This window comes from Glutamicibacter mishrai (genome assembly GCF_012221945.1).
GTDB classification, from domain to species: domain Bacteria; phylum Actinomycetota; class Actinomycetes; order Actinomycetales; family Micrococcaceae; genus Glutamicibacter; species Glutamicibacter mishrai.
Genome location: NZ_CP032549.1, coordinates 351,936 through 366,133 on the forward strand (window position 1 = coordinate 351,936; position 14,198 = coordinate 366,133).

Annotated in this window: 12 protein-coding genes; all 12 read right to left on the bottom strand. The window is 57.9% G+C overall.

Features of this window, described 5'->3' with window-relative positions:
- Positions 1-82: 82 nt before the first annotated feature.
- Entirely contained in the window at positions 83-3,646 is a 3,564-nt protein-coding gene (dnaE, locus tag D3791_RS01645) for a DNA polymerase III subunit alpha (protein ID WP_172511121.1), read from the bottom strand.
- A 98-nt stretch (positions 3,647-3,744) separates the two neighbouring features.
- Positions 3,745-4,689 (bottom strand): RluA family pseudouridine synthase, encoded by a 945-nt coding sequence (locus tag D3791_RS01650; protein WP_022876545.1) that lies wholly within the window; start codon positions 4,687-4,689, stop codon positions 3,745-3,747.
- A complete protein-coding gene (gene lspA / locus D3791_RS01655) occupies positions 4,686-5,255 on the bottom strand; it encodes a signal peptidase II (RefSeq protein ID WP_022876546.1) in 570 nt (189 codons plus the stop codon). Before lspA ends, D3791_RS01650 begins: the two co-directional genes overlap by 4 nt.
- 109 nt (positions 5,256-5,364) lie before the next feature.
- Positions 5,365-6,123 (bottom strand): DivIVA domain-containing protein, encoded by a 759-nt coding sequence (locus tag D3791_RS01660; RefSeq protein WP_172511122.1) that lies wholly within the window; start codon positions 6,121-6,123, stop codon positions 5,365-5,367.
- A gap of 229 nt (positions 6,124-6,352) precedes the next feature.
- Positions 6,353-6,649 carry a YggT family protein gene (locus D3791_RS01665; protein ID WP_022876548.1) on the bottom strand — a complete coding sequence of 99 codons (297 nt, stop codon included), beginning with the start codon at positions 6,647-6,649 and terminating at the stop codon, positions 6,353-6,355.
- Between the two features lie 23 nt (positions 6,650-6,672).
- Positions 6,673-7,224 carry a cell division protein SepF gene (locus D3791_RS01670; RefSeq protein ID WP_022876549.1) on the bottom strand — a complete coding sequence of 184 codons (552 nt, stop codon included), beginning with the start codon at positions 7,222-7,224 and terminating at the stop codon, positions 6,673-6,675.
- A 125-nt stretch (positions 7,225-7,349) separates the two neighbouring features.
- The gene (locus D3791_RS01675) at positions 7,350-8,072 is read right to left on the bottom strand and encodes a purine nucleoside phosphorylase YfiH/LACC1 family protein (protein WP_022876550.1); all 723 of its coding nucleotides are present in this window, start codon (positions 8,070-8,072) and stop codon (positions 7,350-7,352) included.
- Between the two features lie 21 nt (positions 8,073-8,093).
- Positions 8,094-9,290, bottom strand: coding sequence for a cell division protein FtsZ (gene ftsZ, locus D3791_RS01680; protein WP_022876551.1), 1,197 nt, complete (start codon positions 9,288-9,290; stop codon positions 8,094-8,096).
- 219 nt (positions 9,291-9,509) lie between these two features.
- Entirely contained in the window at positions 9,510-10,244 is a 735-nt protein-coding gene (locus D3791_RS01685) for a cell division protein FtsQ/DivIB (RefSeq protein WP_022876552.1), read from the bottom strand.
- A gap of 61 nt (positions 10,245-10,305) precedes the next feature.
- Positions 10,306-11,703, bottom strand: a complete 1,398-nt coding sequence (gene murC, locus D3791_RS01690; protein WP_022876553.1) for a UDP-N-acetylmuramate--L-alanine ligase — start codon at positions 11,701-11,703, stop codon at positions 10,306-10,308.
- Between the two features lie 4 nt (positions 11,704-11,707).
- Positions 11,708-12,829, bottom strand: coding sequence for an undecaprenyldiphospho-muramoylpentapeptide beta-N-acetylglucosaminyltransferase (gene murG / locus D3791_RS01695; RefSeq protein ID WP_022876554.1), 1,122 nt, complete (start codon positions 12,827-12,829; stop codon positions 11,708-11,710).
- A gap of 97 nt (positions 12,830-12,926) precedes the next feature.
- Positions 12,927-14,165: an FtsW/RodA/SpoVE family cell cycle protein gene (locus D3791_RS01700; protein ID WP_246242262.1), complete on the bottom strand. Its 1,239-nt coding sequence runs from the start codon at positions 14,163-14,165 to the stop codon at positions 12,927-12,929.
- Between the last annotated feature and the right edge of the window lie 33 nt (positions 14,166-14,198).

Below are 14,198 nucleotides of genomic sequence, written 5' to 3' on the forward strand. Positions count from 1 at the left end.
AGGTTTTATTGATTACCTCACCCGGTCATTCAAGCCGCTTGGGTCGGCGGAAACCAGCCGTCCCACCAGATAATTTCGGTTCTTACACGTCCAAGCAATGTGGACCGAGCAGGACTTTCAGGTCGCCGAACAGCGCCGGATTCGGATTCACCCGGAAGTTCATTCCCAGGCGCATCAACGATGTCCCGCGGCTGCCAGTGAGCTTGACGCGCACTTCGGTATTTCCGCTGTGGGTTCGCAACACGTCGCCGAGTTGCTGGACGAGCGATTCGGTAGCCTTGTGCGTCGGGATGCCAATCACTACGGGCCCGCCGTTGGCGTCCTCCGAAATTTCCGGGATCATCATCTCCTGGGCGTTCAAGGTAATTGAACCGTCGTCGCGTCGCTGGACGCGTCCCTTGATCACCACAATGAGGTCGTCAGCCAGGATTTCAGCAATTGGCTGATAGGCCTGGCCGAAGAACATGACTTCCATGGAACCTGACAGGTCCTCGATTTCACACCGCGCATACGGATTGCCGCTCTTCTTGGCGATACGACGCTGCAAGCCCGAAATCATGCCGGCGATTGAAATGATGTGCCCATCCTGCGGGCCATCGTCGGAGAGCACATGCGTCACGGGCATGTCAGCATACTGGTCCAATGCCGAGCCCAGGCCCTGCAACGGGTGATCGGAAACGTACAATCCCAGCATGTCGCGTTCGTACGCGAGCTTTTCCTTCTTATCCCAGTCGGGCAAGTCGGGAATCGCGACATTCATGGATTCGGAAGCCTCTTCGGAACCAAGGGCGCTGAAGAGGTCAAACTGGTTGGCCGCTTCGTTGCGCTTGACCTGGATGACCGAGTCAATTGCTTCTTCGTGGATGGCCACCAGCGCGCGGCGCGGGTGCTTCAAGGAGTCGAAGGCGCCGGCCTTGATCAACGATTCAATGGTTCGCTTGTTGCAGACCACGGCAGGAACCTTGCCCAGGAAGTCGCTGAAGTCGTTGTAGTGGCCCTTTTCCCGGCGGGCCTCGACGATGCCTGCCACCGCGTTGGTGCCGACGTTGCGAATCGCGCCCATGCCGAAACGGATGTCCTTGCCCACAGGGGTGAAGTTCAGGGCGGATTCGTTCACATCCGGCGGGAGCACGGTGATGCCGATGTGGCGGCACTCATTGAGGTAGAGAGCCAGCTTGTCCTTGTCGTCACCTACGGAGGTCAGCAGTGCTGCCATGTATTCGGCCGGGTAGTGGGCCTTCAAATAGGCAGTCCAGTATGAGACCACGCCATATGCAGCCGAGTGGGCTTTGTTGAATGCGTAGTCGGAGAACGGCAGCAGGATATCCCACAACGTCTGCACCGCAGCGTCGGAGTATCCGTTGTCGTTCATGCCCTGCTTGAAGCCAGCGAACTGCTTATCCAGCTCGGATTTCTTCTTCTTACCCATGGCTCGGCGCAAAATATCGGCTTGGCCCAGCGAGTAGCCGGCAAGCTTCTGGGCAATTGCCATAACCTGCTCTTGGTACACGATCAGGCCGTAGGTGCCACCGAGGATTTCAGCCAGCGGCTCTTCGAGCTCAGGGTGGATCGGGGTTACTTCCTGCAGGCCAGTTTTACGCAATGCGTAGTTGGTGTGCGAGTTCGCGCCCATCGGGCCTGGGCGGTACAGCGCGATCACTGCGGAGATGTCTTCGAAGTTATCCGGGCGCATCATTTTCAGCAATGAGCGCATTGGACCGCCATCGAGCTGGAACACGCCGAGCGTATCGCCGCGCGCCAGCAGGTTATAGGCTTCCGGGTCCTCAATGCCCAGGGTTTCCAGATCGATTTCATCGCCGGTGTTATACCGGATGTTCTCCAAGGCGTCGGAGATGATGGTGAGGTTTCGAAGCCCCAAGAAGTCCATCTTGATCAGCCCCAAGCCTTCACAGGTTGGGTAGTCGAACTGGGTGATAACCTGGCCGTCCTGGATGCGGCGCATAATCGGCACCACGTCGATAATCGGGTCAGAGCTCATGATGACGCCCGCAGCGTGCACACCCCACTGGCGCTTCAAGCCTTCCAGGCCCTTAGCAGTTTCAAATACTCGGGCGGCTTCCGGGTCATTGGCGACCAAGTTGCGGAAGTCCCCGGCTTCTGAGTAGCGCTTGGAGTCCGGGTTTTCGATGTCGTTGAGCGGGATGTCCTTGGCCATCACCGCTGGCGGCAGTGCCTTGGTCAGCGTTTCACCCATGCTGAAGGGATATCCCAGCACGCGCGAAGAGTCCTTCAATGCCTGCTTGGTCTTGATCGAACCGTATGTCACGATCATGGACACGCGTTCGTCGCCGTACTTTTCGGTCACGTACTTGATGACCTCGGAACGGCGGCGATCATCGAAGTCGACGTCGAAGTCGGGCATGGAAACACGTTCCGGGTTCAAGAAACGTTCAAAGATCAATCCGTGCTTGAGCGGATCCAAGTCGGTAATACGCATCGCGTAAGCGACCATGGAACCTGCACCGGAACCACGTCCTGGACCGACTCGGATGCCGTGGTCCTTGGACCAGTTGATGAAGTCGGCCACCACGAGGAAGTAGCCGGGGAAGCCCATCTTGATAATGACGTCGAGCTCGTAGTCTGCTTGCTTGCGCGAGGCTTCGGGAACGCCATCGGGGTAACGGTAGTGAAGCCCCTTGTCGACTTCCTTGATCAGCCAGCTGGTTTCGTCTTCCCCTGGCGGGCAAGGGAATTTCGGCATGTAGTTGGCGCTGGTGTCGAAGGAGACCTCGACACGGTCAGCGATGGCCAAGGTGTTATCGCAGGCTTCTGGGAATTCCTTGAAGAGTTCGCGCATTTCGCGGGCGCTCTTGAGGTAGTAACCGGTACCGGAGAATGCGAAACGGCTGCCGCCCTGATCATAGGTCGGTTCATCGAGAGTGGAACCCGAGTTGATCGCCAGCAAAGCCTCGTGCGCCTTCGCATCGGCTTCGTGCGTGTAGTGGAGGTCGTTGGTGGCGACCAGGGGGATGTTCAGTTCCTTGGCGAGCCGGAGCAGGTCTTTGGTGATCCGTCGTTCGATCTCCAGGCCGTGGTCCATGATCTCGCAGAAGTAGTTTTCCTTGCCGAACAGGTCCTGGAGTTCAGCGGCGGCCGCCTTGGCCGCGTCGTATTGGCCCAGTCGCAGCTTGGTCTGCACTTCGCCGGAAGGGCAACCGGTCGTGGCGATGATACCTTCATGATGCTCGTTGAGCAGCTCGCGGTCCCAGCGGGGGTACTTGCCGAAGACCGAGTCCAGCGAAGCGCGCGATGAACCCTTGAACAGGTTGTTCATGCCCACATTGTTGTAGGACAGCAGCGTCATGTGGTTGTAGAGGCCACCACCGGAGACGTCGTCGCCCTTTTGCGATTCGTCGGTTCGCCATTTCACACGCGTCTTGTCATCGCGGGCCGTGCCTGGCGTGACATAGGCTTCGACGCCGATGATGGGTTTCACCCCAGCGCCGGTTGCCTGCCGCCAGAAGTCGAAGGCGCCGAAAAGATAGCCGTGGTCGGTGATCGCCAATGCCTCCATGCCCTGGCGATTGGCCTCGGCAAAAAGCTCACCGAGGCGCGCAGCACCGTCCAGCATGGAATATTCGGTGTGGGTATGAAGATGAACGAATCCGTCGCGTGTAGCACTCACCCAACCAGTCTAACGATTCACAAGCCTGGTTGCGTCCACCCATGGCTGGGCAGTGGATGTGGTTATTCCGACAGCGCACTCCCCCGGCGCTCTGCGCCCTAGTAGTCGCCGGTGCGCAGGAGCTCGACGGCACCTTCCAGGTCTGCCGGGTAATCACTTTCATACTCCACCCATTGCCCGGAAACCGGATGGCTGAAGCCCAGCTTTTTGGCATGAAGCCACTGGCGGGTCAACCCGAGGGCCGCTCCGAGTTTCGGATCCGCGCCGTAGGTCTGGTCCCCCGCGCAAGGATGTCCGAAGGCCGAGAAATGCACACGGATCTGGTGGGTCCGGCCAGTCTCAAGGTGCACCTCGACCAAGGATGCCCGGCCAAAGGCCTCGATGACCTTGTAGTGTGTCACCGACTGGCGTCCGCCTTCGAGAACTGCGAACTTCCAGTCATGCCCCGGGTGGCGTCCGATGGGCGCGTCAATGGTGCCCTCCAGTGGATCAGGCAATCCCTGGACGACAGCATGGTAGATCTTCTTGGGCGTGCGCTCCTTGAAGGCCCGCTTCAATGCGGTGTAGGCCCGCTCGGTTTTGGCGACGACCATGAGACCGCTGGTGCCCACGTCCAGACGGTGGACAATGCCTTGGCGTTCGGCAGCCCCGGACGTGGAGATGTTATAGCCTTCAGCCATCAGGGCGCCGACCACGGTGGGTCCGACCCAGCCGGGAGACGGATGAGCCGCGACCCCAACCGGCTTGTCGATGACTACGTAGTCATCGTCGTCGGCGATGATCTTCAGCTCTTCCACTTTCTCAACCTTAATTTCTAGTGGGTCCCGTTGTGGCGGAATGGTGACATGCAGGCGATCGCCGGCCTTGAGCTTCAAGGACTTTGCGATGGTTCGCTCATTGACTTGTACGTGCGAATCCTTGCACAGGCTTGAGGCCAGCGTCCTGGGGATGTCCAGATTCCGCGCGAGATAAGCATCGAGTCGAGAGCCGGCATCAACTGGTTCAACGACGAATTCGTGGATTGCGGTTTCGCCGGAAATCATTTCTTGGATTCCGTTTCGTCCTCGCCTGCGTTCTTCTTTACAGGAGCGTCACCAATGGTGCCGTCGAGATTGCGTCCTCGAATCAGCATGTAGGCCACTGCGATCATCGAACAAACGATAAATGAATCGGCGACATTGAAGATCGCAAAGTGCGTAACCGAGAACATGTCCACGACGTGCCCGAAGCCGAAAGCCGGTTCACGGAAGATCCGGTCGCCAAGATTTCCAAGCACCCCGCCGAGCAGGCTGCCAAGCGCAACCGCCCAGCTGCGCACCAGTACTTTGCGAGCCAGGAGGTAAATCACGAATATGGCCACTGCAGCCTGAAGCAGCGCGAAGATGATAGTGAAGTCTTCACCGATCGAGAATGCCGCTCCGGGATTCAGGATGTAATGGATGTTGAAGATCCCGGGGATGACTTCAATCGACTCGCCAAGTCGCATGTTCCGTTCCACCAAAATCTTCACGATCTGGTCGATGACCAAAGCGATCAGTGCAATAACCAGTCCCGTGCCCAGAAATTTTTTCGGCGATGGGGACTTACCCCCAGTTTGAACTGCGTCCACAGTGATACCTATTAGTTCCTCTTAAACGTCAACGGTGGTGCCCGGATAAAATCCGTGCACCACCGTTGATCTTACTAGAAAGCTAGATCAGGTTATTACCTGTCAGCGACTAGTTCGACTTGCTTGCGTCTGCGTCGATCGAGCCCTGGGACTCGAGGTCGCGCAGCTGACCTTCAATGTAGGTCTTCAGGCGAGCACGGTAATCGCGCTCGAATCCGCGCAGCTGCTCAAGCTTGCGCTCAAGAACGGACTTCTGCTGCTCAAGTGCCGACAAGGTCTTGCGGCTCTTTTCTTCAGCGGAGGTAACCAGCGAGTTCGCCTCGGTCTTTGCTTCCGAGATGATCTTGTCGCGCTGCTCGACACCGGCGGCAACGTACTCGTCGTGCAAACGCTGAGCCATGGACAGCACGTTGGCTGCGGACTCTGCGGATTCGGTACGTGGTGCTGCAGCAGGAGCGGCAGCTGGTGCAGCCTGGGTTGCTGGAGCAGCGGCGGCAGCAGGAGCTGCTGCAGGCTTCTCGGTAGCAGCTGGCTTTGCTTCGGCCTTCTTCTCCTCGGCTGGCTTCGGAGCTGGCGTTGCAGCCTTGGCTGGCTCAGCTGGCTTAGCCTCAGCCTTCTTCTCCTCAGCTGACTTTGCAGCAGGAGCAGCCGAAACAGGTGCAGGTACTGCCTGCTCCTTCGATACCGAACCGGCATCCTCACCAAGTTCGGCAAGTCGACTGCGAAGAGCCTCGTTCTCACCGGTCAGGCGACGCAGCTCCACTACGATCTCGTCGAGGAAGTCATCTACCTCGTCTTGGTCGTAGCCTTCACGGAACTTGGTCGGCTGAAACCGCTTATTGACTACGTCTTCTGGCGTCAAAGCCATTGGGTCACCTCAATACTGGGATCATTTCCGCACGACCATGTCATGCCTTGCGAAACACTTACCGTTGTTGTCAGTGTCGCGACCGGTGAAGTCGGAGCACCATTTCCTAAAGGATATAACGATTTGGACACTAAATACGAAATCGAGCTTACGCCCGTGTCTCATATTCTTTGAATCTACAGGGTTTGAACTGTTAGAACAATCCCCGTTTTAGACGAAAATCGCCTAATCAGATCCCTGTAGTACTACCTAGACTACTTACCACTGCTTTGACAAGCATTACAACGATAAATAGCAGCAGAAACGACAGGTCAAGACGGATTCCGCCGAGATCTAGGGGTTTGATCCGCCTACGCAACCAACGCAGAGGAGGATCGGTTATCGACACAATCGCTGTTGCAGCGATCAGTGCGATGCCTTTGGGACGCCAGTGGCGAGCAAAGCTTTCAGTAATATCCAGCACAATTCGCATCAAAAGCAGAATTTGCAGGATTGCTAACGCGAGATAGATGATCCCGAACACCATTTTGCGCTTATGCTCCTGGTGTCTTAGCTCTGGTTGAAGAAAGTAGCCTGGGCTTCAGACTGCTTGCGGTCTTCACCGAGGACCTCAACGGTCGCTGGAGAAAGCAGGAAGACCTTGTTGGTGACTCGTTCGATCGAGCCGTGCAGGGCGAAAACCAGCCCGGCGGAGAAATCTACGAGGCGCTTGGCATCGGTCTCTCCCATATCAGTGACATTCATGATCACTGGGATTCCGTCACGGAAGTTCTCACCGATGATCTTGGCATCGTTGTAAGAACGCGGGTGAACGGTTGTAATCTGACGCAATTCGGAATCCTCATCCCGTACTGAAGGGGCACGCTTGATTGGGGTGACCGGAGCACGGTATTCCGTCTCTGGTTCTCTAGCTTGTGATTGCGGTGCAGCCGGCCGTGCGACAGCCTGCGGGCGTGGGGCTTCTGCAGGGCGCTTGGGAGCAGCATCTTCGACAACACGCACCTGGCTTCTCGGCTCGGCTTGTGTTGCTTGGGTTTCTTCTTGCTCGACGGCGTCCGCCAAGCCGAGATATACCATTGCTTTACGCAGTCCGTCAGCCACGATGTTTCTCCTTGTTCATCCCTTGCATGCAACCCCAGTGCATGCTTCCGCTACTTCGACGCTACCGTACAAATTTCGGCAGATAACGTTCATTCGTTCTATTGTGCGCGGTGTGTCGCGCACGCCTAGGCTACGGACCAGATCAGGCCGGCTAGCCTTCCAGCATCACTGGAGCGGCGATAGGAATAGTAATTTTCGTCTTCCAAAGTGCATACGCCGCTTTGCCGTACGGCCACTGCGAGTCCAGCCAGCTCTTGCTCGGCGGAGGCAGGTAGGTTCAATCCTGTGGTGCCCCATCGGGTCTCGGACCGAATGCCGGACCTAATATGCTCGGATTCTTCGGCCATTTCTGGAGAGACTTCATAACATGCACCGCAAATCGATGGCCCGATAATGGCCTCGATGTCCTGGGCGCCCAATGCACGCAGCTCCTCGACGGTGCGGGTAAGAATTCCATCCAGTAGTCCACGGCGACCAGCATGGGTGGCCGCGGTGACTGTCCGCTGTTCCGTATTGTCACGTCCGACAAAAAGGACCGGAAGGCAGTCCGCGACCATGACTGCTAGCGCTTGGGTCCCAGACGGATCAACGAGTCCGTCGCAGGTGGGCGCCTGCGGGTCAAGCCATGAGTTGCGCTCTACTGGCCGGACGGTGAAAACGTCGGCCGAGTGCACCTGGTTCATGAAATTAAGCGAGAAACGCCGGACCCCGATCGAGTCTTCCAGCCGGCTTCGATTCTCCGCCACGTGGTGAGGATCATCATTCACATGCAGGGCGAGGTTTCCCTCGTGCTGCGAAGTGAATGCCAGTCGAATACTCGGATCAAGGTCCGACGTGAAATGTAGCACTGCTCAGCTTCTCGCTGTTGTTTACTTCAGGAAGTCAGGAACATCCAGGTCGTCGTTGGAACCGTTGAGGTCCGAGTCGACAACGTCTGGAAGATCCTGGAACGAGCCCTTGTTTTCAGCGGCAGGCTTTTCTTCAGCTACTGGTGCTGGCTTTACGGCCTCCGGAGCTGGCTGCGACTGCGCCTCTGGCACAGCAGCAGGTACCGGCTCAACAGGACGCGAAGATACAGCTGGCTTTGCTGCGGCTGGGGCCATTGGCTTGCTAGTGACATCTGGCTCGTCGAAGCCGGCCGCGATCACGGTAACGCGTGCTTCGTCGCCCAGTGCATCGTCGATAACAGCACCGAAGATGATGTTGGCTTCTGGGTGAGCAACTTCCTGCACCAGGCGTGCAGCTTCGTTGATCTCGAACAGGCCAAGATCAGAGCCACCCTGGATGGAGAGCAGCACGCCGTGCGCGCCATCAATCGAGGCTTCCAGAAGCGGCGAGGCGATCGCCAGTTCGGCAGCCTTGACTGCGCGGTCTTCGCCTCGCGCCGAACCGATGCCCATAAGTGCAGAACCTGCACCCTGCATGACGGACTTGACGTCGGCGAAGTCCAGGTTGATCAGACCGGAGGTGGTGATCAGGTCGGTAATGCCCTGGACACCGGAAAGCAGGACCTGGTCGGCCTGGCGGAATGCGTCCAGCACTGAAACGTTGCGATCCGAGATCGAGAGCAGTCGATCGTTAGGAATCACGATCAGGGTGTCGACTTCGTCGCGCAGGGCTTCGATGCCCGACTCGGCGGAGTTCGCGCGGCGACGGCCCTCGAAGGTGAATGGACGGGTAACGACACCGATGGTCAGCGCGCCCAGCGAACGGGCGATACGTGCCACGACAGGTGCGCCACCGGTACCGGTGCCACCGCCTTCGCCTGCGGTCACGAAGACCATATCGGCGCCGCGCAGGACGTCTTCGATTTCTTCGACATGATCTTCTGCTGCCTGGCGTCCCACATCTGGGTTGGCGCCGGCGCCGAGGCCACGAGTAAGTTCGCGTCCCACGTCCAGTTTGACGTCGGCATCACTCATAAGCAGAGCCTGAGCATCGGTGTTAATGGCGATGAATTCAACGCCCTTGAGACCGACTTCGATCATTCGATTGACTGCGTTTACACCGCCACCGCCGATTCCGACGACTTTAATGACCGCGAGGTAATTCTGTGGAGCTGCCACGTCCCGCTTCCCTTGTTAGATGTGCTACATATGTCACGACCCCAGCTCAAAACCTTCATCTTTAGCCTTAAGGTTTAGGTTCTGTCAAGCTGTCGTTATTAGAAACGCTATGAGTCGTGTGGTCTTTGTGCAACGACCGCCTAGGCGTGTCGCTTGTTCAAAACTATCTTTCCAGAATTTCTCGGCTTATTGGTCTTCCCGCGCCCAGAGGAACGCGACTTAATAAACCACTGGATTCTCTGGGTTGGTCACGTCGATGGTGGTCTTCGACGCATACTCTTTGTTCAATTCCTTGACAAAGATTTTTGCGACCTCGTTTTTCAGTGCCGCCTTCGAAGCATCGCCCCAAATCAGGGTGCGCTTCTTAGGCAACAGCAGTTCAGCGAAACCTGCCTTGGACAGTGAGGCAGTAGAAACCTCTTTGAGCACCGAAGCATCAACTGTGCTCAAGATACCAGTGAGCAATTTGAACTTCTCGGGGTCCTTGGTTTCATCGCTGGCTTTGATCTTCGGCAACTTCGTCTTGTCGTTCTTGCCCAAGGTGCGAAGCTTCTTGCCGATATCGGATACGAGGTATTCCTTATCGCCGTCAACCAAAATAGCGACGGGGACTGCCTCAATTACTTCCACCACCAAGGTGTTGGGCATTTGAGCCTTGACGACCACTTGGTCAATGGCCGGCTGGTTTCCCAGCAGTTCTTGCACCTTTGATTCGGAGATCCGAGGCAATGGCGTTCCCTTGAGCGGTTCCAAAGACTCGGTCAATTTGCCAGCATTGACCAGTTTGGTTCCAGTGACCTCGATTTTCTTCGCCGCTAGCACGGGAGAAAAACTCAGTATCAACACCGCAATGAGGCTCAACACCACGATGCAAGCGGCAATAATGATCAGGAGCTTGCGTCGCTTCTTCTCTGGACTTTCTGGAAGTTCTACGACTTTTGCTTCTTCACCCATGGAACACCTTGTTTGGTTGATACGACCAACGTCAGTGGTCTACGACAATTTCGAGTTGCGATTAGCTCAGTGACGCCACGATCTGCGGACCCAGCGCGGTGACATCCCCGGCGCCGATGGTCATGACCACGTCTCCCGGTTCGGCCTGTTCAACAATATGAGCGACGGCACCTGCCGGACTCAGCACATGTGATGGGACCTCAACGCGGGATGCGATCAATTCGCTGGTGACGCCTTCAATTGGTTCTTCGCGCGCAGGATAGATCTCCAGCACGGCTACCGAATCGGCCAGGGACAGAGCCTTGGCGAATTCGCGGTAGAACTCCTTGGTGCGGCTGAACAGGTGTGGCTGGAACACCACATGAAGGTGCCCCTCCCCGGCTACAGTGCGACCGGCAGAAAGCGCGGCAAGGACTTCTGTTGGATGATGGGCGTAGTCATCGTAGACCCGTACATCCCCCACATTGCCTTTGAACTCGAAGCGGCGTGCCGCACCCGAGAAGCTCGCAAGTGCCTTGAGAGCTTCGTCGACGTCCAGCCCAGCATCGATGCCCACCGACAGCGCCGCCGTCGCATTGAGCAGGTTGTGCTGGCCGGGAACTGCCAGGTCCAGGGTGTAGCTCTGGCCGCTGCCCCACTCAACGAGCGCGGAGAACCGGCCGTCCTCGGTGGCTTGGGCCTGCGAAAGCCTGCGGTCGGCGTGGTCGCTGAAGCCGTAGGTCTGGACGCGAAGGTCGCTGCGTTCGTGGCGCATCTTTCGGGCAAGCTCGTTGGCTCCGGGATCATCGGCGCAGCAGATGAGCAGGCCGTCTTCTGGAAGCAGGCGCGCAAAATCCACAAAGGCCTGGTGCACGGCTTCTTCGGTGCCGTAGTGATCGAGGTGGTCGGCTTCCACGTTGGTCACGATGATGACATCAGGACGGTAGTTCAGGAATGAGGCATCCGACTCGTCGGCCTCTGCCACGAAGTATCCACCTTCACCCAACTCGGCATTGGTGCCCAGGCTCGGGATATTTGCTCCCACTGCGAAACTAGGGCGCGCGCCGACTGCCTTGAGCATGTGCGCGGTCAACGACGTGGTAGTGGTCTTGCCGTGGGTGCCGGCGATGGTGACGATCTTCTCGTGGCCGCGCATGGTTGCTTCGAGGCCTTCGGAGCGGTGCAGGATTTTCAGACCGCGGCGAACCGCTTCGTCGTACTCAGGGTTGCCGGGCTTGATGATCGAGGAGATCACCACAGTTTCCGCGTCGCCCAGGTTGGCCGCGTCGTAGCCGATCTCGATGCGTGCGCCGCGCTGGCGCAAACCTTCGAGCACTGGCAGGTCCTTGGCATCAGTTCCTGAAACTTCCAGACCGTAGTCCAGCAACAAGCGAGCTACTGCTGAAACACCGACACCGCCAACTCCCATGAGATGTACTTTGCCGAGTTCAGCTTGCAGTTCGTTGGCGCGCAATGCCATTGTTCTAGCCTTCCTGACCCGCACCACGGCGGGTTGAAACTTCTTCAATAATCCGACGCGCCATGATTTGTGCGGCGTCGCGCTGCCCTAGAGAGGCAGCTGCCTGAGACATCTGTTCAAGTTTATGCTGATCTTCCAGCAATTTAATGACATTTTCGGTGATGTACGACTTGGTGAATTCATCATCCGAGACCAGCACCGCTCCCCCGGCTGCTACCAGGTCGCGGGCGTTGAGCTTCTGCTCTCCATTGCCGATAGGCAGCGGAACCAGAACAGCGGCGGTTCCAGCGACGGCCAGTTCGCACACCGTTCCGGCGCCGGAACGGCAGACCATCAAATCGGCGACAGCGTAGGCATAGTCCATGCGGTCCACGTACTCGACCTGGGTATATCCCTCGTGGGCGAGCAGCTGGCCTTCGGCATCCAAGATCTGCTTGCCGCGACCGGTGATGTGCACGGTATGAACGCCTGCAGCATGCAGTTCCGCCAAGGACTCGGAAATTGCGGTATTGATGCTCTGTGCGCCGGAGGATCCGCCGGTCACCAAAAGCACCGGCTTGTCGCCGCTGACCCCGAAGTACTCGCGTGCTTCACCACGAAGCTCCGTGCGGTTCATCTGCGCCACGTTGGAACGCATCGGCATGCCGACCTGTACCTCGCCTGGCAATCCGGTGTTGGCAAAAGTCGTGCCGACAAAGGCCGCGGACTTGGCCCCCAGCTTATTGGCCATGCCGGCCACGGAGTTGGCTTCGTGGACAAAGATCGGAAGTTTCAGTTGCTTGGCAGCCAGATAGGCCGGCGTGCAGACGTACCCGCCGACACCCAACACGGCTTCGGCTCCGGACTGCTTCAGAACGCGCTTGGCTTGGTTCAGCGCAGTAATGAATCGGAATGGAAACTTCAGCAGGTCGAGGTTCAAGCTGCGCGGCATCGGCGCCTTGGGAATGAGTTCGAGCTGGTATCCCGCTTCGGGAACCAGTTTGGTCTCCAGCCCACCGGGCGAACCAAGCGCGGTGATCTGCGCATCGGCTTGCTCTACTTTGACGGCGTCAGCAATTGCCAGCATGGGCGAGATATGACCGGCAGTTCCGCCGCCGGCCACAACAAGTCGCATTGCTTCAGTCATCTGGTCTTCTGCTCCTTCGTCCCGTTCCTGCGGGATCAGTGCCCCACGTCGTCTAATCGAAGGGCTACAGCTTCACTAAGCGTGTGAACGCCACACGCTACTTTGCGTTATTTGGCTTAGGGGTGTTGTTCTCCACCGAAGAATCAAAGGCGAGCTTCTGGGCCCTGGCCGATGAAAGCACAAAGCCCATGGCCAGCATGATGGCCAGCATGGCTGAACCACCGGATGAAATGAATGGCAACGGCACGCCGATCACCGGGAGAACTCCGGTCACGGTTCCGAGGTTGACGAATGTCTGGCCGATGACCCACGACATCAGGCAGCCCATGAGGACCTTGGTGTACAGGTCGCTGGCTCGCAGGGCGATTCGGTACATGGCCAGCGCCAGGAGGATGAACATCACCAGCACGAACAGGACACCGATCAAGCCGAATTCTTCACCAAGAATGGAGAAGATGAAGTCGTTCTGCGCTTCTGGCACATACGACCATTTCATGCGTGACTGGCCTGCGCCCACGCCGAACCAACCGCCCGAGGCGAAAGCGTGCAGGCCCATGCTCGCCTGGTAGCACAGCTGGTCGCTGGGGCCGCAGTCGGTATCCAGCCAGGCCAAAACGCGCTGGCGTCGGTTGGAGGAGCCCATGACGGCCACGGACAAGCCGACCAGGCCAACAGCACCGAAACCGGCTAGCCACTTCATGCGGATGCCGCCGAGGAACATTGCCGAGGCGATGATCATCAGCAGGACCAAGGCGGTGCCAACGTCCTTGCCGAGGACAACCAGGCCCACGATGCCAATGCCCACGGGAACGACGACCGGAATCACCAGGTGCTTCATGTCGTGCAACAGGTGCTGCTTCTTCTCAAGCATGAATGCGGCAAAAACTGCCAACGCCAGCTTGGAGAATTCACTTGGCTGCAATCCGAGCGGACCAATCTTGATCCAGTTTCGGTTACCGAGAACTTCGTGGCCCAGGGGCGTGAACGCCACCAGGAACAGCAGGAAGAAGGCGGCAATGGCAGATGGCCATGCCAGCCGTTTGAGGCTGGTCGGCTTGACGTACTGCATGCCGAGCATGCAAAGAATACCCACACCGGCGAACATGCCTTGGGACAGTGCGACGGTGAATCCGTCTTTGCCCTTGGCAATGGCTTCAACAGATGCAGAGGACTGCACCATCAGCACGCCGAAGATAGCGAGCACAACGGAGATGACGACGACGAGCCAATAGTCCATGGAGGCCATGCGCCCGCTGGCGTTTTCCACGCTGCCGATCAGCTTGGCGAACCAAGGAGTTTTCTGCTTGGCGCCCGTGGACGGTCGTTGTTGCTTCATCGCCATAGGTGCCTCCTGCCTCGGTGTCATCTG